At 72.5% G+C, this 24,519-nt stretch carries 17 protein-coding genes and 2 tRNA genes; 18 read left to right on the forward strand and 1 reads right to left on the reverse strand.

Features of this window, described 5'->3' with window-relative positions; translation table 11 throughout:
• Positions 1–18 precede the first annotated feature (18 nt).
• The 3 genes from obgE to galE all read left to right on the forward strand — a co-directional run bounded on the left by obgE (position 19) and on the right by galE (position 6,605).
• A complete protein-coding gene (gene obgE / locus ACIP4O_RS07505) occupies positions 19–1,464 on the forward strand; it encodes a GTPase ObgE (protein WP_401572667.1) in 1,446 nt (481 codons plus the stop codon).
• A 269-nt stretch (positions 1,465–1,733) separates the two neighbouring features.
• The gene (locus ACIP4O_RS07510) at positions 1,734–5,480 is read left to right on the forward strand and encodes a CDP-glycerol glycerophosphotransferase family protein (RefSeq protein WP_401572669.1); all 3,747 of its coding nucleotides are present in this window, start codon (positions 1,734–1,736) and stop codon (positions 5,478–5,480) included.
• Between the two features lie 153 nt (positions 5,481–5,633).
• A complete protein-coding gene (galE, locus tag ACIP4O_RS07515; protein WP_401572671.1) occupies positions 5,634–6,605 on the forward strand; it encodes a UDP-glucose 4-epimerase GalE in 972 nt (323 codons plus the stop codon).
• A gap of 140 nt (positions 6,606–6,745) precedes the next feature.
• Here the strand turns inward: galE and ACIP4O_RS07520 are convergent, their stop codons facing one another.
• Positions 6,746–8,881, reverse strand: coding sequence for a hypothetical protein (locus ACIP4O_RS07520; RefSeq protein ID WP_401572673.1), 2,136 nt, complete (start codon positions 8,879–8,881; stop codon positions 6,746–6,748).
• A gap of 708 nt (positions 8,882–9,589) precedes the next feature.
• Here ACIP4O_RS07520 and proB point away from each other — a divergent pair.
• The 15 genes from proB to leuS all read left to right on the forward strand — a co-directional run bounded on the left by proB (position 9,590) and on the right by leuS (position 24,331).
• Positions 9,590–10,699, forward strand: a complete 1,110-nt coding sequence (gene proB, locus ACIP4O_RS07525) for a glutamate 5-kinase (RefSeq protein WP_401573877.1) — start codon at positions 9,590–9,592, stop codon at positions 10,697–10,699.
• Positions 10,700–10,889: 190 nt separating this feature from the next.
• Positions 10,890–11,378: a hypothetical protein gene (locus tag ACIP4O_RS07530; RefSeq protein ID WP_401573879.1), complete on the forward strand. Its 489-nt coding sequence runs from the start codon at positions 10,890–10,892 to the stop codon at positions 11,376–11,378.
• A gap of 160 nt (positions 11,379–11,538) precedes the next feature.
• Positions 11,539–12,822, forward strand: coding sequence for a glutamate-5-semialdehyde dehydrogenase (locus tag ACIP4O_RS07535; protein WP_401572675.1), 1,284 nt, complete (start codon positions 11,539–11,541; stop codon positions 12,820–12,822).
• 130 nt (positions 12,823–12,952) lie between these two features.
• Entirely contained in the window at positions 12,953–13,513 is a 561-nt protein-coding gene (locus ACIP4O_RS07540; protein ID WP_401572677.1) for a hypothetical protein, read from the forward strand.
• Between the two features lie 105 nt (positions 13,514–13,618).
• Entirely contained in the window at positions 13,619–14,701 is a 1,083-nt protein-coding gene (locus tag ACIP4O_RS07545) for a hypothetical protein (RefSeq protein WP_401572679.1), read from the forward strand.
• A 180-nt stretch (positions 14,702–14,881) separates the two neighbouring features.
• Positions 14,882–15,217, forward strand: coding sequence for a hypothetical protein (locus ACIP4O_RS07550; protein ID WP_401572681.1), 336 nt, complete (start codon positions 14,882–14,884; stop codon positions 15,215–15,217).
• 160 nt (positions 15,218–15,377) lie between these two features.
• Positions 15,378–15,536 (forward strand): hypothetical protein, encoded by a 159-nt coding sequence (locus tag ACIP4O_RS07555; protein WP_010286342.1) that lies wholly within the window; start codon positions 15,378–15,380, stop codon positions 15,534–15,536.
• 47 nt (positions 15,537–15,583) lie between these two features.
• Complete coding sequence (gene nadD / locus ACIP4O_RS07560) at positions 15,584–16,234, forward strand: nicotinate-nucleotide adenylyltransferase (RefSeq protein WP_164290994.1); 651 nt, start codon at positions 15,584–15,586, stop codon at positions 16,232–16,234.
• A gap of 15 nt (positions 16,235–16,249) precedes the next feature.
• The gene (locus tag ACIP4O_RS07565; RefSeq protein WP_401572683.1) at positions 16,250–18,082 is read left to right on the forward strand and encodes an LCP family protein; all 1,833 of its coding nucleotides are present in this window, start codon (positions 16,250–16,252) and stop codon (positions 18,080–18,082) included.
• A gap of 372 nt (positions 18,083–18,454) precedes the next feature.
• Entirely contained in the window at positions 18,455–18,922 is a 468-nt protein-coding gene (rsfS, locus tag ACIP4O_RS07570; RefSeq protein ID WP_007827137.1) for a ribosome silencing factor, read from the forward strand.
• 2 nt (positions 18,923–18,924) lie between these two features.
• Positions 18,925–19,578, forward strand: coding sequence for a histidine phosphatase family protein (locus ACIP4O_RS07575; RefSeq protein WP_401572685.1), 654 nt, complete (start codon positions 18,925–18,927; stop codon positions 19,576–19,578).
• Between the two features lie 630 nt (positions 19,579–20,208).
• Positions 20,209–20,281 (forward strand) — tRNA-Ala (locus tag ACIP4O_RS07580).
• Between the two features lie 289 nt (positions 20,282–20,570).
• Positions 20,571–20,804: a hypothetical protein gene (locus ACIP4O_RS07585; protein WP_401572687.1), complete on the forward strand. Its 234-nt coding sequence runs from the start codon at positions 20,571–20,573 to the stop codon at positions 20,802–20,804.
• A gap of 184 nt (positions 20,805–20,988) precedes the next feature.
• Positions 20,989–21,061 (forward strand) — tRNA-Ala (locus tag ACIP4O_RS07590).
• A gap of 366 nt (positions 21,062–21,427) precedes the next feature.
• Complete coding sequence (gene leuS / locus ACIP4O_RS07595; protein ID WP_401572689.1) at positions 21,428–24,331, forward strand: leucine--tRNA ligase; 2,904 nt, start codon at positions 21,428–21,430, stop codon at positions 24,329–24,331.
• Positions 24,332–24,519 lie beyond the last annotated feature (188 nt).

The raw sequence follows: 24,519 nt of genomic DNA on the forward strand, positions 1-24,519 counted from the left end.
AGTACTGGAGGCACACCCATGACCACCTTCGTGGACCGCGTCGAACTGCACGTCGCCGCGGGTAACGGGGGCCACGGCTGCGCCTCCGTGCACCGGGAGAAGTTCAAGCCGCTCGGCGGCCCGGACGGCGGCAACGGCGGTCGCGGCGGCGACGTCATCCTCGTCGTGGAGCAGTCCGTGACGACGCTCCTCGACTACCACCACAGCCCGCACCGCAAGGCCACCAACGGCAAGCCGGGCGAGGGCGGCAACCGCTCCGGCAAGGAGGGCGAGGACCTCGTCCTCCCCGTCCCCGACGGCACCGTCGTGCTCGACAAGGCCGGCAACGTCCTCGCCGACCTCGTCGGCCAGGGCACGAGCTTCGTCGCCGCCTCCGGCGGTCGCGGCGGTCTCGGCAACGCGGCGCTCTCCTCGGCCCGCCGCAAGGCGCCCGGTTTCGCGCTGCTCGGCGAGCCGGGCGACGCCGGGGACCTGCTCCTGGAGCTGAAGACCGTCGCGGACGTCGCGCTCGTCGGCTACCCGAGCGCGGGCAAGTCCTCGCTCATCTCGGTGCTCTCCGCCGCCCGCCCGAAGATCGCCGACTACCCCTTCACGACGCTCGTCCCCAACCTCGGGGTCGTCACGGCCGGCGAGACGGTCTTCACCGTCGCCGACGTGCCCGGGCTCATCCCCGGCGCGAGCCGGGGCAAGGGCCTCGGCCTGGAGTTCCTGCGGCACGTCGAGCGCTGCTCGGTGCTCGTGCACGTCCTCGACACCGCCACGCTCGAATCGGACCGCGACCCGGTCTCCGACCTCGACGTCATCGAGGAGGAGCTCAAGCAGTACGGGGGCCTCAACAAGCGGCCCCGCGTCGTGGTCCTCAACAAGATCGACGTGCCGGACGGCAAGGACCTCGCCGAGATGGTCCGCCCCGACCTGGAGGCGCGCGGCTACCAGGTCTTCGAGGTCTCGGCCGTCGCGCACACCGGTCTGCGCGAGCTGAGCTTCGCGCTCGGCGACCTCGTCGCGCGCTACCGCGCCTCGAAGCCGAAGGAGGAGGCGACGCGCGTCGTCATCCGCCCGAAGGCCGTCGACGACGCCGGGTTCACGGTCACGCTGGAGGACAACGGCATCTACCGTGTACGGGGCGAGAAGCCCGAGCGCTGGGTGCGGCAGACCGACTTCAACAACGACGAGGCCGTCGGCTACCTCGCGGACCGGCTCAACCGGCTCGGCGTCGAGGAAGCGCTCATGAAGGCGGGGGCGCGCACCGGCGACGGGGTCGCGATCGGCCCCGAGGAGAACGCGGTCGTCTTCGATTGGGAGCCCACGATGCTCGCGGGCGCCGAGATGCTCGGCCGCCGCGGCGAGGACCACCGGCTCGACCCGATGCGTCCCGCGGTGCAGCGCCGAAGGGACCGGCAGGCCGAGCGGGACGAGGCACAGAAGCAGTTCGACGGCTTCGACCCCTTCGGGGAACTCTGAGCCACGGCCGGCACCGCGGGGCCCCGCGCACCTCCGGGTGGGCGGGGCCCCGCGCCGGTCGCGGACACGGTGCCGGTCGCGGGCACGACGCCGGTCGCGGGCACGGGGCCGCGAGCGGGCGGGGGCCGTTCGCGGGCGCGCATCCCCGCAAGGGCCCGGTACTCATCCACAGCCGAACCCGCATGAAGTATCGGCCGACAGTGCGACAAAAGCACCCAGAAGGACGGCGTCTCCGCGCGAGACGGGCGTTCCGCTGGGAGCGTGGGGCCATGTCTCCCGTCCCGCCCCGCCTGAGCGTCATCGTCCCCGTCTACGACGTAGAGACCTACCTCCCGGCGTGCCTCGACTCGCTCGCCGCGCAGACGCTGCGCGAGATCGAGGTGATCGTCGTCGACGACGGCTCGCCGGACGGCTCGGCCCTCATCGCCGAGGAGTACGCCCGGCGCGACCCGCGCTTCCGCCTCGTGCGGCAGGAGAACCAGGGGCTCGGCGCGGCGCGCAACACCGGGATCGACGCCGCGCACCCCGAGGCCGAGTTCCTCGCCTTCGTCGACAGCGACGACATGGTCCCCGCCGACGCGTACCGGCTCATGCTCGCGAGCCTCGACGCGAGCGGCTCCGACTTCGCGACCGGCAACGTACGGCACATCGACTCCCGGCGCGTGTGGCAGTCGCCCATGCACCGCTTCCTCGGCGCGGGCGCCGAGCGGCGCACGCACGTGACGCGCAAGCAGAAGCTCCTCACCGACCGCATCGCGTGCAACAAGGTCTTCCGCAAGGACTTCTGGACCCGGCACGGGCTGCGCTTCCCGGTCGGCGTGCTCTACGAGGACACCCCCGTCATCGTCCCCGCGCACTTCCTCGCCGAAGCCGTCGACATCGTCTCCGAGCCCGTCTACTACTGGCGCATGCGCGAGGGCGAGGCCGGCCCGTCGATCACCCAGCGCCGCACCGAGCCCCGGGCCGTACGGGACCGGGCCGCCGCCGTCACCCAGGTGAGCCGCTTCCTCGCCGGACGCCCCGAGCCCGAGGCGGCCCGCCTGCGCGCCGCCTTCGACCGCAACGTCCTCGTCAGCGACCTGTGGGCCTTCCTCAAGGTCCTCCCCGAGGGCGACGACGAGTACCGTGCCGCGTTCGTCCGCGCCGCCAACACCTTCCTCGACCGCGTCGACCCCGAAACGGTCCACCGGCTGCCCGCGCAGGCCCGCGTCAAATGGCTCCTCGTCCGCAAGCACGAGACCGCGGTGCTGCTCGGCGTCCTCGCCGAGGAGCGCGCGGGCGGCCGGGGACGCGTCCACGGCAGGCTGCGCAAGTACGTCTCCTACGCGTCCGCCCCCGCCACCGGCGGGCCACTGCCCAAGCGGGTCCACCGCATCGACCGGGACCTGCACCTGCTCGCCTCGCTCAGGACCCTGTCCTGGGAGGAGGGCGGGCTGCGGCTCACCGGCCACGCCTGGATCGACCGGATCGACCAGCCGGGACCGCTGAGCGCGGTCAAGGCGCTCGCCCTCGTCGAAGAGGGCACAGGCCGCCGCCTCGTGCTGCCCACGCGCAACGTCCACTGCCCCGAGGCGACCGTGCTCGCGGGACGCAGGCAGCACAACTACGACTGGTCCGGCTTCAGCCACCTGCTCGACCCCGCACGGCTGCGCCCCGAGGGCGGCTGGCGCGAGAGCGTGTGGCGCGTCGGCGTCGTCATGGCGGGCGGTGGGCTTCTGCGGCGACGCGGGCTCGCGGCGAAGGGCCCCGACACGGCGGGCAACCCCCCGTACCAGTGGCTCGACGAGGACCACCGGCTCCTCCCGTACAGCGAACGCGGAGTGCTGCGGCTGCGCGTCGAGCGGGTACGCGCGCTCGTCACCGGCCACCGCGCGCTCGGCGAGGACGCGGTCGAGATCGCGGGCACCCTGCGCCGCCCGCTGGACGAGGGCGACCGGCTGGTCCTGCGCCTCACCAACCACAAGACGGGTGAGACCCAGGACCACCAGGCCGAGGTACGGCGCGAAGCCGAGCGGACCGACTTCACCGTGCGGGTGCCGCTCGACGCCGTCGCGCTGCTCCCGGGGACCGTCGCCGCCGAGACCGGCGAGACGGCCGAGGCGGGCCAGGAACGCGAGGACGCCCGCGCCGCCGCCGACGCGAGCGGAGGCACCGCCACGGCGGACGCCGACCTGCGCCCCGTACCCGCGCCGGAGCGCGGGAAGCCGGGCTCCCCCTCCGGCACCCCCACGCCCGTCGCCGCCTCGGCCCTCCTCGCCGCCCGCAGGGCCTGGAGCACGAGCCTCGTCGTGATCTCCGCCAAGGGCCCGCGCCGCCACTACTCCACCGTCGTGCGCGACGGCCTCGCCGACCTCCAGCTCAGGCTGCCCGCGTCCCTCGCCCCCGGCGCCGAGCACTACGAGACCGCGCTCCTGAGCGGCAGCAACGGCTACCTCAAGATCGTCGGACGCGCCGTCCAGGCCCGCCTCACCGAGGCGACGTGGCAGGACGGCACGTACACCCTGAGCGGCAGCGCGCCGCTCGACCTCGAAGGCGCCGCCTTCGTCGTCAAGGCGCGCGACCGCTTCGAGGAGCACACGGGCGAGGTGCGCGCACTGCCCGGCGGACGCTTCGAGGCGCGCTTCACTCCCTCGCGCATGTCCCGCCGCCAGCGCCTCCCGCTCGCGAGCGGGAGGTGGAACCTCTTCCTCCGCGTCCCCGGGCAGCCGCTCGACGTGCCCTTCACGATCGACCGGCTCTCCGTGCCCGCCTTCCCCGTGCACGGGACGGCCGACGGGCGCGACTACGAACTCCAGGCCCGCTGGCACGACTTCCCGCAGCTCAACTGCCTCTCCGAACTGCGGACGGACGAGCGCGGCGTCTACCACCAGGCGCGCCTGCGCAGGGACGTCTACGAGGCGGGCCGCGCCAAACCGCTGCGCGACGCCGTCCTCTTCATCAGCTACAATGGCAAGCAGTACTCGGACAGCCCCCGCGCCGTCCACGAGGAACTGGTCCGCACAGGCAGCGACCTCGAACAGCTCTGGCTCGTCCGCGACGACCAGGCGGCGCTGCCGCCCACCGCGCGCAAGGTGCGACTGTGGAGCGAGGAGTGGTTCGACGCCCTCGCGCGCGCCCGCTACATCGTCACCAACGCGCACCTGCCGCACTGGATCGAACGCCGCCCCGGACAGGTCATCGTGCAGACCTGGCACGGCACGATGCTCAAGAAGATCGGCCTCGACATCGAGGCCCCCGCCTTCAACCCCGACTACCACGAGCAACTGCGCGCCGAGACGAGGAACTGGACCTTCCTCGTCTCCGCGAACCGCTTCAGCACCCCGATCCTGCGCCGCTCCATGGGCTTCGAGGGCGAGATCCTGGAGACCGGCTACCCGCGCAACGACGTGCTCTACGCGCCCGACCAGGCCGAGCGCGCCAAGGAGATCCGCGAGTCCCTCGGCGTGCCGCCCGGCAAACGCGTCATCCTCTACGCCCCCACCTGGCGCGACGACGACGCCCACAGCCAGGGCCGCTTCCGCTTCGACCTCAAGCTCGACACCGAGCGCGCCCGCGCCGAACTCGGCCACGACCACGTCCTCCTGGTGCGCCGCCACTCCAACACCGTGGACGGCGTGACGGGCGCGGGCGACGGCTTCGTCCTCGACGTCTCCGACTACCCGGACATCTCCGACCTCTACCTCGCCGCCGACATCCTCGTCACGGACTACTCCTCCGTGATGTTCGACTACGCGCACCTGCGCCGCCCCATGGTCTTCTTCACCTACGACCTGGAGCACTACCGCGACACCCTGCGCGGCTTCTACTTCGACTTCGAGCGCAACGCCCCGGGCCCCCTCGTCCGCACGACCGAGGAACTCCTGTCGGCCCTGCGCAACATCGACCGCGTCATCGCCGACTACAGCGAGCGCTACCAGCTCTTCCACGAGGAGTTCTGCGACCTCGACGACGGCCACGCGACGGAACGGCTGGTGGAGCGGATGCTGGCGGAGGGGATGCGGGCGAAGGAGGCGTGAGGCGCGAGGGCCGTACCGCCTGCGTCCCCACCGGCTCCGCACCCGCCGCTACGCTGCGAGGCGGTACGGCCGTCGCCCGGGGCGACGGGAACGGCGTCACCGCCGAGGACGGGAAGGCTGTCCTCCTGAGGTGGCGGGAGAGAGGGAGACAGCATGACGTGGCTGGTGACGGGTGGTGCCGGGTACATCGGGGCGCATGTGGTGCGGGTGCTCGTGGGGGCCGGAGTGCCGGTCGTCGTGTTCGACGACCTGTCCACGGGGGAGGCCGCGCGGCTGCCCGAGGGGGTGCCGCTGGAGACCGGGAGCGTGCTCGACCGGGCGAGGCTGGACGCGGTGCTCGGTGAACACCGGGTGACCGGCGTGCTGCACATCGCGGGCAAGAAGCAGGTCGCCGAGTCCGTCGAGCGACCGCTGCACTACTACCAGGAGAACGTCGAGGGGTTGCGCGTCCTGCTGGAGGCCATGCGGGCCGCCGCCGTGGACCGGCTCGTCTTCTCCTCCTCCGCCTCCGTGTACGGGGTGCCCGAGCCCGAAATCGTCACCGAGGACACGCCCTGCCTGCCGATCTCCCCCTACGGCGAGACGAAGCTCATCGGCGAGTGGCTCCTGCGGGACGCCTCGGTCGCGTACGGACTGCGCACCATCGCCCTGCGCTACTTCAACGTCGTCGGCGCCGGCCTGCCCGCCCTCGCCGACAAGGGCGCGGCGAACCTCGTACCGCTCATCTTCGAGCGCGTCGACGCGGGCCGCCCGCCGCTCGTCTTCGGCGACGACTACGACACCCCGGACGGCACCTGCGTGCGTGACTACGTGCACGTGCAGGACATCGCCGAAGCCCACCTCGCCGCCGCGCGCCGCCTCGACGAGGCGCCCGAGGGGACCGCGCTGCGGCTCAACATCGGTCGCGGCGAGGGCAGTTCCGTACTGGAGATGATCGAGCGCGTCCTCAAGACGACGGGCCGCACCGACCTCGTCCCCGAGGTCGTCCCGCGCCGCCCCGGCGACGCCGCCCGCTGCGTGGCCTCCGCCGACGCGATCCGCGCCGAGCTGGGCTGGAGCGCGCGGTACGGACTGGACGACATGATCGAGTCCGCCTGGCAGGGCTGGCGCCACCTCCACGACTGAGCGGGAACCGGGGCCCCGGGACCGTCCACCCGGGGCCCGTACGCCCGGGACCTATACGCCCGGGACCCGTACGCGCGAAACGGCGGCCCACCCCCCTACCACCAGGGGATGGGCCGCCGTCAGTTCCCGCGGCCGGGGACTCAGTCCGCCGTCCGCTCCAGCGAGTCCGGCTCGGCCGGGGCGAGGGCGTCCGCGGCGAAGTCCCGCTCCTCCTCGCCCTCGGCCACCGCGGCGCGCGCGGCGGCGGCGCGGTCGGCCTGGGTGGGGACGAGCGTCGTCGCGCCCTCGCGGGCGAGCTGCCGCTCCTCGCGCTCCAGCGCCTTGGCCGACAGCGCCTCGACGGCCCGCGCGAAGCGCGACTGCGAGCTGGGCTCGTCGGGCCCGAGCAGGTACTGCTTCAGCTCCCCGCGCGCCCGCGCGAACTCGTCCCGCGAGGCGTCCCGCGCCGCCGCGAGCAGCGTGGGGATCTGCGCGGCGTCCGGGGTCAGGATCGTCGCGGCCCGCACGGTCGGGAAGTCGGTCCTGAACTGCTTCTCGCCGACACCCGCCGTGTTCGCCACCGCGTACGGCTTGCCGCTCGCGAGGTAGTCGGACACGACGCTGGAGACGTCGCTGATGAGCAGGTCCGCCTGGTTGAAGCAGGAGTAGAGCGCGGGGCGCGGGCCCGTGATGATCTGGTGCGCGTCCTCGGGCAGCGAGGCCCAGTAGGCCTCCTCCCAGCGGCGGGTCGCCTCGTCGACGGCCTTGTCACGGCCACCGGAGGGAGTGCCCTGGACGAGCATGCGCTCCATCTCGTCGGAACCCTCGCGATAGTCGGCCGCGGTGAGCCGGTCGAGTTCGGCCGCGAGCCGCTCCAGCTCCGCCGCACCCCTGTCCTTCGCGTCCTTCACCACCGGGCGAGCGCCGCTCGCGGCGCGGATCAGTTCCTGGATGCGCTCGTTCGCCGCGCCTGCGCGGGGGTCCACGGAGCCCGTCATCGGGTGCGGCTTGTAGAGCAGCCGCACCTTCGGGTCGGCGAGCAGCCGCCGCACGATGTTCTCGCCCGCCTCGATGACCGAGGTGTTGCCCGGCTGCCCGTCCCAGCCCTCCCACGTCGGCGCGTAGAGCACGGTCGTGACGGACTTGCCCGGGGCCACCGTGTCGATGCCCTTGAGCTGCGGGCGCCCGATCTCGACGACGTCCTTGTCCTCGACGCCGACGTCCGCGAGGGCGTACCGCTCACGCGCGGCGGGCCCGGCGACCCACACCTCGTCGTACGCCTTCGCGTACGGGTTGCAGCTGGAGAGCTTGTCGCTCTCGCCGTGGTTGACGAAGGCGTGCTTGATGCCGGGCATCCGCAGGACCTGCGAGGTCTTGCCCGAGTTCGAGGGGTGGATGAGCGACTTCAGCGTGGACTGCTCGATGCGCATGAGGTGCGCGACCTTCGGCAGGCACAGCACCGGCAGGTCCGTCGCGGCGATCTTCTGCACCATGAACCGCTCGCGCAGGATGATGACCGGCCGCCCCGGCAGGGCGGCGAGCGGTTCCAGCCACATGTTCGCCTGGTACGCGGACGAGGCGCCGCCCGAGAAGTACATCCCGGTCGTCGGGCGGTACGCGGCGAGCCACTCGTCGAGCCAGGCCAGGGCCCGCTCCTCGTTGAGCGCGCGGCGCCGGGGCAGCAGGTGCACGGCGAGCCGGATGATCCCGGCGAGCGAGAGGACGAGCGAGACGCCGATCCCGGCGAGCGCCCAGACGGTCTCGTCGGCGGCGACGGTGGCGAGCAGGCCCACGGTCGCGGGGAGCCCGAAGCCGAGCAGCCGGTGCCCCGGCCGGCGCAGCAGCAGCGCGGGCGGCGCGGGGGTGAGCTTGAGGCCGCTCGTGTCGATGTTGCGCGTCACGAAGGGGAGCGTGCGGGTCCTGCGGACCAGGATCGCGGCGCCCTGCGAGACGAAGTGGAGCCCGTACACGGCGAGGAGCCCCAGGAGCAGGGCGGTCCAGCCGCCCTCGTGCTCGGCGCCCGCGGTGCGGACCACGCCCACGACGAGCAGCAGATCGCGGAGCACCTGGCGCAGCGTGGCGTCCACCCGCAACCGTCCGAGCCGCGCGAGCGTCTGCTTCAGCCAGCGGTGCAGCGCGAGTTCGGTCACCAGGCCCACGGCGGCGGCACCGACGAGCAGCCAGGGCAGCGCCAGGGCGGCCCCCACCGCCGACGCCACGAAACTCGCGGCGAGGACGACGGTGGGCAGCAGTCTGCCGAGGGCCTGACTGCGAAGAGCGAGAGAGGTGGGGGGCACTACTCAGACTCCAAGGACTCGGATCGGGGAAGAGAACACGTACACATCCGAAAGCAGGGCCACGGGGGCGTGACGGGGGACCCGCCGCGAAGCGGACCGTCGGGTACAACGGTATGGCGACGCTTTGGGTAGCGGCTGCGGGCGGCGGACCGGGAACACTGGGGGAAGTTCCGGTGACGTTGCCCGGTCGTCCTGCCCGTCCGGTATTCGATCATGCTCGTGAAATCAGCGAACCCGCCGGTCAGGAGGACGACTCCACTCCACCCTTCCATGTCCTGACGGGCATTCCCGAGGGCATTGTTGAGAAGAGTGTGAGAAGAATACGACGGTTGCCTGTGATCCCTCGCACGCAGCGTCCAATTCCTCACACCTGAGCGCGTCACCGGGCCGCCGCCGGTCTTCACGGCACCCGGGAACGCCCGGAAACGCCCGGAAAACGTCCGCCAGACGGAACGCGGAGGTGCCCGCGCCGCCCCGGCGGTTAGATTGCCGGAGCAGCGAGGAGTCGCGCGCCGTGGGAACGGACGCGCGGCGAAGGCGAGCGGCGCGAGCGCACCAGCGGTGCGAGCCGCATGAGTGGCATGAGCCGCGTGAGCGGTACGAGCGGCACGAGTGGTACGTACGAGGGACACCGGACGGCGGGCCCGCCGGGCCGAGGAGCCCGCGGGCCGGGAAGTGGGACAGCGCGTGACAGCGGCAAGGCAGCGGGTGGCCGAGGCCCGCAGGATCGTGGTCAAGGTCGGCTCCTCCTCGCTCACCACGGCCTCGGGCGGACTCGACGCGGACCGCGTGGACGCCCTCGTGGACGCCCTCGCGGGCGCGCGCCGGCAGGGAGAACGGGACCTCGTCCTCGTCTCCTCGGGCGCCATCGCCGCCGGGCTCGCCCCGCTCGGCCTCCCGCGCCGCCCCCGCGACCTGCCCCGGCAGCAGGCCGCCGCGAGCGTCGGGCAGGGCCTCCTCGTCGCCCGCTACACCGCCTCCTTCGCGCGGTACGGGGTCCGGGTCGGCCAGGTCCTGCTCACCACCGCCGACACGAGCCGCCGCTCCCACTACCGCAACGCCTACCGCACCCTGGACCAGCTCCTCGCGATGGGCGCCCTCCCGGTTATCAACGAGAACGACACCGTCGCCACCGACGAGATCCGCTTCGGCGACAACGACCGCCTCGCGGCCCTCGTCGCCCACCTCGTCCACGCCGACCTCCTCGTCCTCCTCTCCGACGTGGACGGCCTCTACGACGGCGATCCCGCGGCCCCCGGCACCTCGCTCGTCCCGGAGGTCCGCGACCCCGCCGAGCTGCGAGGCATCGAGATCGGCAGCGCGGGCCGCGCCGGGGTCGGCACCGGCGGCATGGCCACCAAGGTCGAGGCCGCCGCGATCGCCGCCGCCGCCGGGGTGCCCGTCGTCCTCACCTCGGCGAGCCGCGCCGGTGAGGCCCTCGCGGGCAGCGCCACCGGCACGTACTTCCACCCCACGGGCCGCCGCTACGCCGACCGGCTCCTGTGGCTCCAGCACGCCTCCACCCCGCAGGGCGCGCTCGCGCTCGACGCGGGGGCGGTGCGGGCCGTGGTCGAGGGGAACGCCTCGCTGCTGCCCGCCGGGATCACCGGCGCCACGGGCCGCTTCAGCGCGGGCGACCCCGTCGAACTGCGCGACCCCCACGGCAGCCCCGTGGCACGCGGTCTCGTCAACTACGACGCCGAGGAACTGCCGCGGCTCCTCGGCCGCTCGACCCGCGAACTCGCGAAGGAACTCGGCCCCGAGTACGAACGCGAGGTGGTCCACCGCGACGACCTCGTCCTGCTGCGCCGCCCCTGAGCCCCCGCACCCGCTCCCCGTGCCTCACCTCCCGAACGGGTTCCCGAGCGCGCCTGCACGGCTGAAAGCGCTCACCCGCCGGGTTGCGCTTGGGCAAAACGCCCTCGCGCGGACGCCGGGACTGCTCCACTTTGAGGGGGCGGCCCTCGCGGCAGGCGGGGGCCCGCGGTCCGGCGGGACGGAGGCCGTGGTGGTACGAGCACAGCCAGGGGCACGGCCCCGGACGCTCAGCAGCGTGCGGAACGTGGAGGTGCGGCGCAGGGAGCAGCGGGAGCAGGAGGAACGCCGCCGCGAGCCGGAGGCGGTCGCCCCCGCGCCGAAACACGCGCGGCTGTGGCACGTGACGCTCTCCGTCTCGGGCGAGCGCACCCCGCTCCCCGACGTCCGCCGCGCCCTCGAACAGCTCGCCCACGACCACCCCTTCCTCCTCACCAGCCGCTACGCCGCCGACCACGCGGAGATCCGCTACTGGGAGGAGGCCCGCGACCTCCACGACGCGGCGGCCCTCGCCCTGCGCCTGTGGGGAGAACACCGCCACACGGCCCACCTCCCGCCCTGGGAGATCGTCGGCCTGGAGGTCATCGACCGCGAGACCTACCACCACCGCGTGGCGGAGAACGCGGGCCCGCTCCCGGCGGCGCCGGTGGGGGTGCACCCGTTCCGGGGAAGGGGCGAGTAGGGGTCGGTTTTCGGCCAAGCTGAACAAAGAGAAGCCCCTCCGGCGATTGAGGAGCGGGGTCCGGGGCGGAGCCCCGAAACCGGGGTCCGGGGCGGACCCCGCGACGTCCACCCGCCGAAACGCGAGGCCCCCGCCCCCGCCCCCGGTCTACGCTCGGGCCATGACCCAGCTCTCCCCGTACGACACGATGACCCCCGTAGCCCAGACGACCTACCGGGCCCGCGCAGCGGCAACAGAGCTGGCCCCCCTGACCCGCGCGGTCAAGGACGACGTCCTCCTCGCCATCGCCGACGCGATCGAGGTCCGCTCCGCCGAGATCATCGAGGCCAACGCCCGCGACATCGCCCGCGCCGAGGAGGCCGGCACCCCCGAGGCCACGGTCGACCGCCTCCGCCTCACCCCCGAACGCGTCCGCGCCATCGCCGCCGACGTCCGCGGCGTCGTCGCGTTGCCCGACCCGGTCGGGGAGGTCGTCCGCGGCTCGACCCTCCCGAACGGCCTCGACCTGCGGCAGATCCGCGTCCCGCTCGGCGTCGTCGGCATCATCTACGAGGCCCGCCCCAACGTCACCGTCGACGCCGCCGCGCTGTGCCTGAAGTCGGGCAACGCGGTCCTGCTGCGCGGCTCCTCCTCGGCCGTCGAGTCGAACACCGCGCTCGTCCGGGTCGTCCGCGACGCGATCGGCGGCGCGGGCCTGCCCGCCGACGCGGTGCAGCTCGTGCCCGGAGAGGGCCACGACCCGGTACGCGAGCTGATGCGGGCGCGCGGCCAGGTCGACGTACTCATCCCGCGCGGCGGCGCCGGGCTGATCCGTACCGTCGTCGAGAACAGCACCGTCCCCGTCATCGAGACGGGCACGGGCAACTGCCACGTCTACGTGGACGCGCAGGCGGACGTGGACATGGCCGTCGAGATCCTCGTCAACTCCAAGGCGAGCCGCCCGAGCGTGTGCAACGCGGCCGAGACGCTGCTCGTGCACCAGGACATCGCCCCCGCGTTCCTCCCGAAAGCGCTCGCCGCGCTCGCCGAGGCCGGGGTCACGGTCCACGGCGACGAGCGGGTCCTCGCCCACGCGGACGGCAGCGGCGCCACCGTGGTCCCCGCGACGGCGGAGGACTGGGAGACCGAGTACCTCTCGTACGACATCGCGGCCTGCGTCGTCGACGACCTGGACCGCGCGGTCGCGCACATCCGGCTCTGGTCCTCCGGCCACACCGAGGCGATCGTGACGACCTCGCAGGCCGCCGCCCGCCGCTTCACCCAGCTGGTCGACTCCACGACGGTCGCCGTCAACGCCTCGACCCGCTTCACGGACGGCAGCCAGTTCGGCTTCGGCGCGGAGATCGGCATCTCCACCCAGAAGCTCCACGCGCGCGGCCCCATGGGCCTGCCCGAGCTGACCTCCACCAAGTACATCGTCACGGGCGACGGCCACGTCCGCTGAACGAGCGGACGGGCCCCGGCGATCACCCCGCCCGGGGCCCGTCCCGCCATCGCCTCACCCGATTTCCGTACCGCCCGCCTAATTTTCCTACCGTCTGCCCAAATCGCCCGCACCGGTCTACTCTGATCCTGTGCCGGAGGACGTGGGGGGCGCGCCGTTCGCGGACGGCTGGGAGCCCGACGACGACCACGACCACGGACGCGCGGACGAGGAGTTCGCCGCCGTGGTCTTCGACGAGGACTTCGTACGGGCCGCCCGGGTCCACGAGCCCTCCGCCGTCGAACGACTGCTCGCCGCCGCCGAGGCGCGCGCGGAGGCCGAGGCGAACGGGCGGGGCGGACGGCGGCTCGGCGAGGAGCGCGGAGACCCCCCCGAGGCCTACGACCCCTTGACGGACTGGGGTGGCGGCGAGGAATACGACGAGTACCGCGACGCCCGCGCCCTCGAACACCGCGGCCGCATCCGCTGGCACCGCCCGGTCGCCTGGATGCTCGCCCTCGTCCTCGGCGTCGGCATGGTCGCCCTCGCCCTCTCCGCCGTCTACCGCGGCGCCTCCGGTACGGGCGACGACCCCCTCGCCCCGCCTCCGACCTCGGCGGGCAGCGAGCGGGGCGCCAACGCGGCCGAGCCGCCCACCGCGTCCCCGGACCACTCCCGCCCCGTCGTCCAGGCCACGCCACGCACCCCCTGACCCGGCCCCGCGCCGCCTCCGCCACGTACGGCCCGATCCGGTCACGCGCCGCCCGCAGACGTACCACCACGTTTGCCGCGCCGCCGCACGACCTAGGCTGAAGGTATGGCAGGGGCAACGGAACCCCCTGAGGGCATACCTCCCGAGGGAGGCGGCCCGGACAGGGACGAGGAGTACCGGTCCGTCGTGTTCGACGAATCGTTCGTCAACGCTGCCCGCCTCCAGGAACTCTCCGCCGACGAACGCCTCCAGGGCGAGCACACCCCCGCCGTCCGCAGCCGCCCCCGCCGCGGCCTCAACCGGCAGCTCCTCGTCATGGCCGTCGTCATCGTGCTCGCCTTCGCCACCGCCGTCGTCATGGGCGTCCGCACCGGCGAGGTCACCGCCTCCTCGGCCGCGGCGCGCCGCACCGAGGCGCTGCGCACGACCGTCATCCCGCTCGCCCCGACCGACACCGTCCACGGCGCCCGCACCGCCGCCGACGTCTACGCGGCGAGCCCCGCCGCCACCTTCCGCACCGGCGCCGCGGGCATCTCGGTGCCCAAGGGCGCGACCGCGACCCAGCACTACACACAGGGCCAGGTCATCGAGGCGCTGCGGATCGCCTCCGACTACCTCGTCAGCTCCTCGCTCGACCCGCGGGTCCTCTCCGGCGGACCGACCACCGCGGTCCGCGCGCTCGTCGACGAGGGACAGTGGCGCCAGTTCGACACGAGCATGGACAACCCGCGCCCGGACGGCCGGCACGCCGCCACCGGATGGGTCGTCCGCTTCGACCCGCACGAGGTGAGCCTCGCCGACCCCCGCCACCCCGCCCGCGTCAGCGGCACCCTGCGCGTCGAGGAACGCGGCGGCACCCTGGAGGTCACCTCCGACCACGTCTTCGCCTACGCGCTCCGCGCCCCGAAGCCCCGCTCGCCCGTCTCCCTCCTCAGCGTCCGCCGCGAGATCCACTTCCGCATCGACCCCGGCGACCTGCGCGGCCACCGCGCCGAGGTGCTCACCTCGACCGTCCAGGCGGGCCCGCTCGACTGCGCCACCGAGTCGGCCGACCGCCTCCACCCGCTCCTCGCGGGCGCCCGCGCGAGCGGCCGCGGGCCCGCGCAGGGCACCGACCCGTACGCGCCCGACGCCTCCACGACCCTGTGCGGCACGCTCGCCGAGCACGCGCTGCCGATGCGGACCTGAGCCGGGCGAAGCGCCGAGCCCGCCCCGGCGGCCCCGTCCCTACGCGTCCCCGTGTGTCCCCGTACGGTCTCCTGCCGGTCAAGGAGGTCATGGGAGAGGAAAACGGGGTGGGGCGCGCACCGGCGGCGCGGCCCCTGCGTCTAGCGTGGGGCCGCCGCGGTACACGAAGGAGCCACCCCCATGACGTACAGCACGCCCGGAATCCGCCACGAGCACCTGCTCGCGGTGATCTCGAACCAGCCAGGCCCGGGGAACTTCCTGCGCACCGTCCTGCTCGTCATGGTGGCCGGGGCGATCCTCCTCGCGTGGTTCCTGCTGCGCGGCTACCGGCAGGGGAACGAGGCGGACGCCCCGGCGCCGCAGGCGGAGCGCGTCCCGGCGAGCCGCTCCGCCGAGGCGGCGGCCACAGGCGGTACGGATCGTACCGACGAGACGACCGCCGGCCCCGGCACGCCCCGTACCGCCGACGCGCCCCGCTCCGCCGACGCGGGCGAGCGGTCCTCGTCCGAGGACTGACCGCGGCGCGGTGCGCCGAGCGCCGGGCCTGAGGAGGGCTCGGCATTCGGCGGACGCCTCGTACCCCCGGGAACTGAGTCGGCGTGAGCGGCCGGGAGCGGCCCGCATACGATGGGCGCGAACTTATCCCCCTCTCACCTCGCGATTGGTCCTGCCGACGATGAGCCTCTCCAGCACCGCGATCCAGTTGCTCCCCCTCGCCGAGGGCGAGCACGGCGGCAACCACGAAAGCCTCAGCCCCTACCTGACCGGCGGCGGCGCGCTCTTCGCGCTCCTCCTCCTGCTGTGGATCACCACGCGCTTCAACCGCGACCGCTGAACGGCCGCGGAGGGCGCCGCCCGGCCGGGACAGTAGGCTCTGCACGCATGGGAGAGCAGGACATGCCCACTGGCCCGGTCAGCAGCCCGGCGAGCGGCTCCATCAGTACGCGACGACGCCGACTCGGCGTCATGGGCGGCACGTTCGACCCGATCCACCACGGGCACCTCGTGGCGGCGAGCGAGGTCGCGATGCAGTTCGGCCTCGACGAGGTCGTCTTCGTGCCCACGGGACAGCCCTGGCAGAAGAGCGAGAAGCAGGTCAGCCCCGCCGAGGACCGCTACCTCATGACGGTCATCGCCACGGCCGAGAACCCGCAGTTCTCGGTCAGCCGGATCGACATCGACCGCGGCGGGCCCACGTACACGAATGACACACTGCGGGATCTGCGCACGCTCAACCCCGGTACCGAACTCTTCTTCATCACCGGGGCCGACGCGCTCGGCCAGATCCTCACGTGGCGCGACGCCGAGGAACTCTTCTCGCTCGCCCACTTCATCGGCGTCACCCGCCCGGGCCACCAGCTCACGGACGCGGGACTGCCGGCGGGCGGCGTCTCCCTCGTGGAGGTCCCCGCCCTCGCGATCTCGTCGACGGACTGCCGGGCGAGAGTGGCGCGGGGAGCGCCGGTCTGGTACCTGGTTCCGGACGGCGTGGTGCGTTACATCGACAAGCGACAGCTGTACCGCGGCGCGTAGCCGAGAGGGGCACCGGTGAACGACCGAGACAACCCGTACCCGCCGTACGAGGGAGACCCCTACGGCAACGGGCAGGGCGGCCAGGGCTCCGGTCCGTACGAACTCGTCGGCTACGACGCGTACGGCCGCCCCGTCTACCAACAGGCCCAGCAGGCTCAGCAGCAGACCGGTCAGCAGCCGGTCGTGCCACCCCCGCCCGCCGCCCAGGGCGGTGGCTACGGCTACGACGCCTACGGCACGTACACGGGCCAGCCGCAGGGTCAGCCACAGGCCGGTTACCAGGACTACGGCAACACCGGCTACGACAGCCAGGGCTACGACAACTCCGGTTACGGCGGCGCCGGTTACGACAACCCGGCGGCCCCCCAGGCGCCCGGCGCGTACGAAGGGCAGCAGGCGCCCGGCGCCTACGAGCGGCAGCAGGCGCCCGACACGCGTGTCGACGAGCCGAAGGCGTGGATTCCGCAGCAGCAGCCGACGACCCCCGAGGGCCCGCCGAGCGGTGAACTCCCGCGCACCGACGCGCCCCCGCGGCCGCGCCCCGCTGCCCCCGGCGGTCCCGCCCCGGGCGAGGACCCCCGCGACTACCGCACGGAGATGTTCTCCTTCATCGAGGAGCCCACCGAGCAGTCCGAAGACGTCATCGACTGGCTGAAGTTCAGCGAAAGCCGCAGCGAGCGCCGCGAGGAGGCGCGCCGCAGGGGACGCAGCCGGATCATCGCGCTCGTCGTGGTCCTCGCCCTCGTCGTCGCGGGCGGCGTCGGCTACCTCTGGTACGCGGGGAAGCTCCCCGGTTCCTCGGACTCGGGCTCCGGCGCGGCCGACGCGAGCGGACCGCAGAACCGCGACGTGCTCGTGGTCCACCTGCGCAACACGAAGAAGGACGGCGCCTCGTCGACGATGCTGCTCGTGGACAACACGACGGCGAAGCACGGTTACGCGGTCCTGCTGCCCAAGGACCTCGCGCTCACCGACGAGGACGGCAACGACACGACGCTCGGCAAATCGGTCTCGGACGACGGCTCCAGCGGCACGAGCGACGCGCTCGACGGGCTGCTCGGCACCGACATCCAGGGCTCATGGCGGCTCGACACCCCGTACCTCAGCAACCTCGTCGACCTGGTCGGCACCATCGAGGTCGACACGGACGCGGCCGTGCCCGACCCGAAGAAGAAGGGCGGGGACCCGCTCGTCCACAAGGGCGAGGCGCAGAGCCTCAGCGGCGCGATGGCCGTCGCCTACGCCACGTACCAGGCGAAGGGCGAGCCGGAGAGCGCGCAGCTCAAGCGGTTCGCGGACGTCATGCGCGGTGTCCTGCGGAAGATCTCCAGCGATCAGCAGTCGGCGACACTCACCATCCAGTCGCTCGCGCAGATCCTCGACCCGCCGCTCACCGACAAGGACCTCGGCGCCTTCCTCGCCAAGCTCTCCGACCTCGCCAAGGGCGGCGACTACACGAGCACGGTCCTCCCGGTCGAGAAGGACGGCACGCTCACCGAGGCGACGAACCAGAAGATCGTCAAGGACGTGCTCGGCGGTACGGGCAAGACCGGCGGCGGCGCCTCCGAGGACGACACCCGCGTGGCCGTGCGCAACGCGACGGGGAAGAAGGACCTCGCGCAGAAGGCCCGCGTCACCCTCGTCAACGGCGGCTACACCTTCGTCGACGGCAGCAGCACGGACGCGGTCGCGACCTCGGCCGTCACGTACGCCGAGGAGAAGGAGAAGGGCAAGGCCGTGGAGATCGCCCGCACGCTGGGCCTCAAGGACTCGGCGGTCAAGAAGGGCAAGGTCGGGGGGAACGCGCCGGTGTCGGTGGTGCTGGGGGAGGACTACACGGGGAAGTGAGGGCGAGCGGCCGGGGAGGCCGGTGTGACGGTGTGGGGCGGTCCGGGTGGTTCTGCCGGGCCGCCCCGGGCCGTGCGGGTGGTTCTGCGGGATCGCCCCGGGCCGTGCGGGTGGTTCTGCCAGATCGCCCCCCGGGCCGTGCGGGCGCGGGTGCGGGCGGGTGCGGGGCGCGGGTGGGGCCGGGTCGGCCTCTGGCCCGTACCGGTGGGGTGGGGAGAGGGTTCGTGGGGCCTGCGCCCGCGTACCCCGTCGGGGGCCGGTCGTTCCGCCTTTCGGCCCGTACGGCGCGGCCGCCGGGAAAACCGCCGAGAGGAGGGGGCGGGCGACGTGAGACCCTTGAGGTTGTATGCCCGCCTACCCGAAAGCTGTGCAGTGACCGCCACGGACCGCTCCATCGAGCTGATCAAGGCCGCCTCCCAGGCCGCCGCCGACAAGCTCGCCCACGACATCATCGCGTACGACGTCAGCGATGTGCTGTCGATCACGGACGCCTTCCTGCTGGCCTCCGCCCCCAACGACCGCCAGGTCAAGTCGATCGTCGACGCGATCGAGGAGCGGCTCGCCAAGGACCTCGGGGCCAAGCCCGTCCGCCGCGAGGGGGACCGCGACGCCCGCTGGATTCTGCTCGACTACGTCGACATCGTCGTCCACGTGCAGCACTCCGAGGAGCGCGTCTACTACGCGCTGGAGCGGCTGTGGAAGGACTGCCCCGAGATCGACCTCCCCGAGGACGCCAAGGCGACCAAGGGCAAGGGCGCCGAGTACGCGGCCCAGCTCGCCGCCGCCCCCGAGGAACCCGAGTTCGCGGACTTCGACCGCATCGGCATCGAAGGGGAGTAGCGGTGACCATTCCGGCCGCACCGCGCGGGCGCCGCATCATCCTGTGGCGCCACGGCCAGACCGCCTGGAACCTGGAGCGCCGCTTCCAGGGCGACACGGACGTCCCGCTCACCGAGACGGGCCGCGCCCAGGCCAAACGCGCGGCCCGGCTGCTCGCCTCGCTCCAGCCGGACGCGCTCATCGCCTCCGACCTGGGCCGCGCCGCCGACACGGCGGGTGAGCTCGCGACGCTCACCGGCCTGGAGATCACCTTCGACCGGGGCCTGCGCGAGACCTACGCCGGCAACTGGCAGGGCCTCACGCACGAGGAAATCCTCGAACGCCACGGAGACGAGTACACGGCGTGGAAGCGCGGCGAGCCCGTACGCCGCGGCGGCGGCGAACTGGAGACGGAGGTCGCCGAGCGCGCCGCCCCCGTCGTCCTCGCGCACGCCGAAAAACTCCCCGAGGACGGCACCCTCGTCGTCACGAGCCACGGCGGCACCATCCGCACCACGATCGGCCGTCTCATCGGGCTCGACCCCTACCAGTGGGAGGGCCTCGGCGGCCTCTCCAACTGCTGCTGGTCGATCCTGGGGGAGGGGGCCAGGGGGTGGCGGCTGCTGGAGCACAACGCGGGGACGCTGGCGGAGCCGGTGTTGGGGGATGAGGTCTGAGGGGGTTGGCGGGGGGGGGTGAGGGCTGAGGGGGGTGGCCTGGGGGTGAGGGCTGGGGGCTGAGGGGTAGTGCGATGAGGTTGGGGGCGGGCGGGCGGGCGGGTGGGGGGCGGGAGGGGCTAAAGCTCGGCGCGGCCGCTTGGTTGCGTCAGGGCAGCCCCCACCCTCCCTGGGGGGCGACCCCGTATCCATCCTCTCGCGATTCGCAACCCCCACCGGACCAACCGCCGAAATCTGTGGATAACTCCGGCGAACTCGCGACGCGACTCACCCGCAAGGGTGGTGAGGGCCGGCGCATGTCCGCTACGGGGAGAATTTGGAACCCGTACAGGGGACAGCTCGCCTCCGGGGACCTACGGCACCGCGCGAGCGCCCGAGCCCTCCGCCTCGCGCCCGCCGTCCGGACGGTCCGCGAGGTGCCCCCTCTCGCCGGGGTATCGCTCGACGCGCTGACTCCCGCCGATGGCGGGGGTGTCCCTCACGAGCTGGTGGGCTCCGGCCGGCCGGAGCCCACCAGGCCTCCTGGCTGGTGCGGGGCCGGATTCCATGGCCCCGGGGCCGGATTTCACTTTCCGGCTGGTCACAGGCTAAAGTTCTTCTTGTTCGGCCCGCGAGGCGGGAAGGACGTGCGGGGCTATAGCTCAGTTGGTAGAGCGCTTGCATGGCATGCAAGAGGTCAGGAGTTCGATTCTCCTTAGCTCCACAGGAAAAGGTCTCACCCTCGGGTGGGACCTTTCGCGTTACCGGGACGCGTAGCGCCGCCCCGTTCCGGTGCCCGTCCCACCGTCGGCCGGAGGACCGTGTCCGTACCGGTATTTCCGCGGCACTGACCCGGCGGCCCGGCCCGTGGCAGAATCGGACGCCCGGCAGAGGAGACGGGCCTCACAGGAGGGAGCGCGGAATGCCTGTGCACGTCTGCGGGGAGCCCTCTCGCTCTCCCGGAGGCCCCCCGGCCTGTGCCGCCTCCGGCGGCGAAGGGCGGAGGTGACCGCTTGGGCGCGCACAGGAGGAAGTGCGACTGGTGTGGCAGCGGGACGCCCATCGTCCGCGACATGGAGCCGGTCAGCAGTCGCTACCAGTACTGGTGCGAGGAGTGCGCCCGGGCGCTGATCATCACCGGCGACCCGATCGAGACGTACCGCGAGCTGGAAGGCGAACCGATCTACGGTCGCCTTCTCGACGAGCACTGCACACTGAAGCGCTTCTACTCCTTCGCCTCCGCCTGACCCCGGCGTTCCCGCCCGAATCGACTGCCGGAAGCGGGGCGAGCCAGGCAATTCGCCGCTGTCGGCAATGGATTTGGTGGACGGCCGGGGGACCGGCTAAAGTTCTCGATGTCGCCAGGGAAACGGCCCGGCCGGACCGGTGACACCGACTGTGAGACACCTCTTCGGAGGCGTTGAAGAGTGCGGGGCTATAGCTCAGTTGGTAGAGCGCTTGCATGGCATGCAAGAGGTCAGGAGTTCGATTCTCCTTAGCTCCACAGTGTTTTGATCGAGCGGGCCACCCGGTACGGGTGGCCCGCTCGATCGCTTGTGGCGAGGGCTGGCGCACGGTTCCGCCCTGCGCGGCCCCGCCCGCTCGCCCGGTCCCGCTCCTCCGGCCCCGGCCCCCGCTGCCCGTCCACGAGCCGGGCATCCTGTGCGGGCATCGTGGGCACTGCGGTACCCTGACGCCATGCGTGCCGTACGCCTTCTGCTTAGCGAGCCGCGCTGATCAGTCCCCGCCACCCTGGCTCCCGGTGAGAACCCACCGGGCTTTGTGGCCGGAATCGGCGCGGCGTCCCCTCCTGTGCGAGGGGTTTTTTCGTTTCCGGGAGCAGATGCGATCGATGGAGTCTTGAGAACCGATGAGTCAGACGAACCCCTCCGCAGCCGGGCCCGCCGGCGCCGCCGCCGAGACGGCCGCGCCGCACCGCTACACGGCGGCCCTCGCAGCCGACATCGAGGCACGCTGGCAGGACTTCTGGGACGCCCACGGCACGTACGAGGCGCCCAACCCCGCGGGTGACCTGGCCGGTTCCCCCGAGCTGGCCGCCCGCCCCAAGAAGTACGTCATGGACATGTTCCCCTACCCCTCGGGCTCCGGACTGCATGTCGGCCACCCGCTGGGCTACATCGCCACCGACGTCTTCGCCCGCTACCAGCGGATGACCGGGCACAACGTCCTCCACACCCTGGGCTTCGACGCCTTCGGGCTGCCCGCCGAGCAGTACGCGGTGCAGACCGGGACGCACCCCCGTATCTCCACCGAGGCCAATATGGCCAACATGCGCCAGCAACTGCGCAGGCTGGGCCTCGGTCACGACAAGCGCCGCTCCGTCGCCACGATCGACCCCGAGTTCTACCGCTGGACGCAGTGGATCTTCGTCAAGATCTTCAACTCGTGGTACGACACCGAGGCCGGCAAGGCGCGCCCGATCGAGGAGCTGATCGAGCAGTTCGCCGCCGGCACCCGTCCCACTCCCGACGGCCGCACCTGGGCGGAGCTGAGCGCCACCGAGCGCGCCGATTTGCTGAGTGAGTACCGCCTCGCCTACGCCTCCGAGGCACCGGTCAACTGGGCGCCGGGCCTGGGCACGGTCCTGGCCAACGAGGAGGTCACCGCCGACGGCCGCTCCGAGCGCGGCAACTTCCCCGTCTTCAAGGCGAAGCTGCGGCAGTGGAACATGCGCATCACCGCCTACGCGGACCGCTTGATCGACGACCTGGACGGGCTGGACTGGCCCGAGGCGATCAAGCTCCAGCAGCGCAACTGGATCGGCCGCTCCGAGGGCGCCCGCGTCGACTTCCCCGTCAGCACCGCCACGGGCGAGACGCGGGACATCACCGTCTTCACCACCCGGCAGGACACCCTGTTCGGCGCCACCTACATGGTGCTCGCCCCCGAGCACGAGCTCGTCGAGGCGATCACCCCGGCGAGCTGGCCCGAAGGCACTCACGAGGCCTGGACCGGCGGGCACGCCACGCCCACCGATGCCGTCGCCGCCTACCGGGCGCAGGCCGCGGCCAAGTCGGACGTCGAGCGCCAGGCCGAGGCCAAGGACAAGACCGGTGTCTTCACCGGCGCCTTCGCGACCAACCCCGTCTCGGGCGAGCGCGTCCCCGTCTTCATCGCCGACTACGTGCTGATGGGCTACGGCACCGGCGCGATCATGGCCGTGCCCGCGCACGACAGCCGCGACTTCGCCTTCGCCCGCGCCTTCGAGCTGCCCCTGCGCTGCGTCGTCGCCCCCACGGACGGCCGCGGCGAGGACCCCGCCACGTGGGACGACGCCTTCTCCTCGTACGAGGCGAAGCTCGTCAACTCCGCGAACGAGCACATCAGTCTGGACGGCCTCGGCGTCACCGAGGCCAAGGCGCGGATCACCCCGTGGCTGACCGCACGGGGGCTCGGCGAGAGCACCATCAACTACCGGCTGCGCGACTGGCTGTTCAGCCGGCAGCGCTACTGGGGCGAGCCCTTCCCGATCGTCTACGACGAGGACGGCATCGCCCACTCGCTGCCCGAGTCGATGCTGCCCCTCGAACTGCCCGAGATCGAGGACTACTCGCCGCGCACCTTCGCACCCGACGACGCCACCGCCGAGCCCGAGACCCCGCTCTCGCGCAACGAGGACTGGGTCAACGTCACCCTCGACCTGGGCGACGGCCCCCGCGCGTACCGCCGCGAGACCAACACCATGCCCAACTGGGCCGGTTCCTGCTGGTACGAGATGCGCTATCTCGACCCGCACAACGAGCGGCAGTTCGTCGACCCGGAGATCGAGCAGTACTGGATGGGGCCGCGCGAGGGCATGCCGACCGGTGGCGTCGACCTCTACGTCGGCGGCGCCGAGCACGCCGTGCTGCACCTGCTGTACGCGCGTTTCTGGTCCAAGGTGCTCTTCGACCTGGGCTACGTCTCCTCCGCCGAGCCGTTCCACAAGCTCTACAACCAGGGCATGATCCAGGCCTTCGTCTACCGCGACAGCCGTGGCATCGCCGTGCCCGCCGCCGAGGTGGAGGAGCGCGACGGCGCGTACTACTACGAGGGCGAGAAGGTCTCCCGTCTGCTGGGCAAGATGGGCAAGTCGCTGAAGAACGCGGTGACGCCCGACGAGATCTGCGCCGAGTACGGGGCCGACACGCTGCGCCTGTACGAGATGGCGATGGGACCGCTGGACGTCTCGCGCCCCTGGGATACGCGCGCCGTCGTCGGCCAGTTCCGGCTGCTCCAACGGCTGTGGCGCAATGTCGTGGACGAGGCGAGCGGTGCCCTGACGGTCACCGAGGACGCCCCGGACGAGGCCACGCTGCGCGCGCTGCACAAGGCGATCGACGGCACGCGCCACGATCTGGAGGCCATGCGGTTCAACACGGCGATCGCGAAGATCACCGAACTGAACAACCACCTGACGAAGACCGGCGGCCCGCTCTCCCGTCCGGTCGCCGAGGCGCTCGTGCTGATGGTCGCGCCGCTCGCGCCGCACATCGCCGAGGAACTGTGGCGGCGCCTCGGGCACGAGGACAGCGTCGTCCACCGTGCCTTCCCGGTCGCCGACCCGGCCTACGTCGTGGACGAGAGCGTCACGTGCGTCGTGCAGATCAAGGGCAAGGTCAAGGCGCGCCTGGAGGTCTCCCCGGAGATCACCGAAGGTGACCTGGAGAAGATCGCGCTCTCCGACGAGCGTGTCGTGGCGGCCCTGGGGGGCGCCGAGGTCCGCAAGGTCATCGTGCGTGCCCCGAAGCTGGTCAACATCGTGACGGCCTGAACCGGGACCGTCCGAAGCGGTACGCGCCCGCAGGGCGTGGAGGACACCGGCGACACGGTGCGTGAACACGTTCATGCACACAGCGTGCGCGAAGCTCACGCACTGTGTCTATAGGGGTTTTCCCCTAGGGGGTGGATCAGGGTTGGCGGGGCCCCTGATCCACCCTTCGCCGTTTACCTTGGAGAAGT

The organism is Streptomyces sp. NPDC088923 (genome assembly GCF_044749745.1).
Classification (GTDB): Bacteria; Actinomycetota; Actinomycetes; order Streptomycetales; family Streptomycetaceae; genus Streptomyces.

What these genes read in the sequence shown, in the direction of transcription:
- obgE (WP_401572667.1), top strand. Translation starts at nt 19, where the DNA reads ATGACCACCTTCGTGGACCGCGTCGAACTGCACGTCGCCGCGGGTAAC.
- ACIP4O_RS07510 (WP_401572669.1), top strand. Translation starts at nt 1,734, where the DNA reads ATGTCTCCCGTCCCGCCCCGCCTGAGCGTCATCGTCCCCGTCTACGAC.
- galE (WP_401572671.1), top strand. Translation starts at nt 5,634, where the DNA reads ATGACGTGGCTGGTGACGGGTGGTGCCGGGTACATCGGGGCGCATGTG.
- ACIP4O_RS07535 (WP_401572675.1), top strand. Translation starts at nt 11,539, where the DNA reads ATGACCCAGCTCTCCCCGTACGACACGATGACCCCCGTAGCCCAGACG.
- ACIP4O_RS07545 (WP_401572679.1), top strand. Translation starts at nt 13,619, where the DNA reads ATGGCAGGGGCAACGGAACCCCCTGAGGGCATACCTCCCGAGGGAGGC.
- ACIP4O_RS07550 (WP_401572681.1), top strand. Translation starts at nt 14,882, where the DNA reads ATGACGTACAGCACGCCCGGAATCCGCCACGAGCACCTGCTCGCGGTG.
- ACIP4O_RS07555 (WP_010286342.1), top strand. Translation starts at nt 15,378, where the DNA reads ATGAGCCTCTCCAGCACCGCGATCCAGTTGCTCCCCCTCGCCGAGGGC.
- nadD (WP_164290994.1), top strand. Translation starts at nt 15,584, where the DNA reads ATGGGAGAGCAGGACATGCCCACTGGCCCGGTCAGCAGCCCGGCGAGC.
- leuS (WP_401572689.1), top strand. Translation starts at nt 21,428, where the DNA reads ATGAGTCAGACGAACCCCTCCGCAGCCGGGCCCGCCGGCGCCGCCGCC.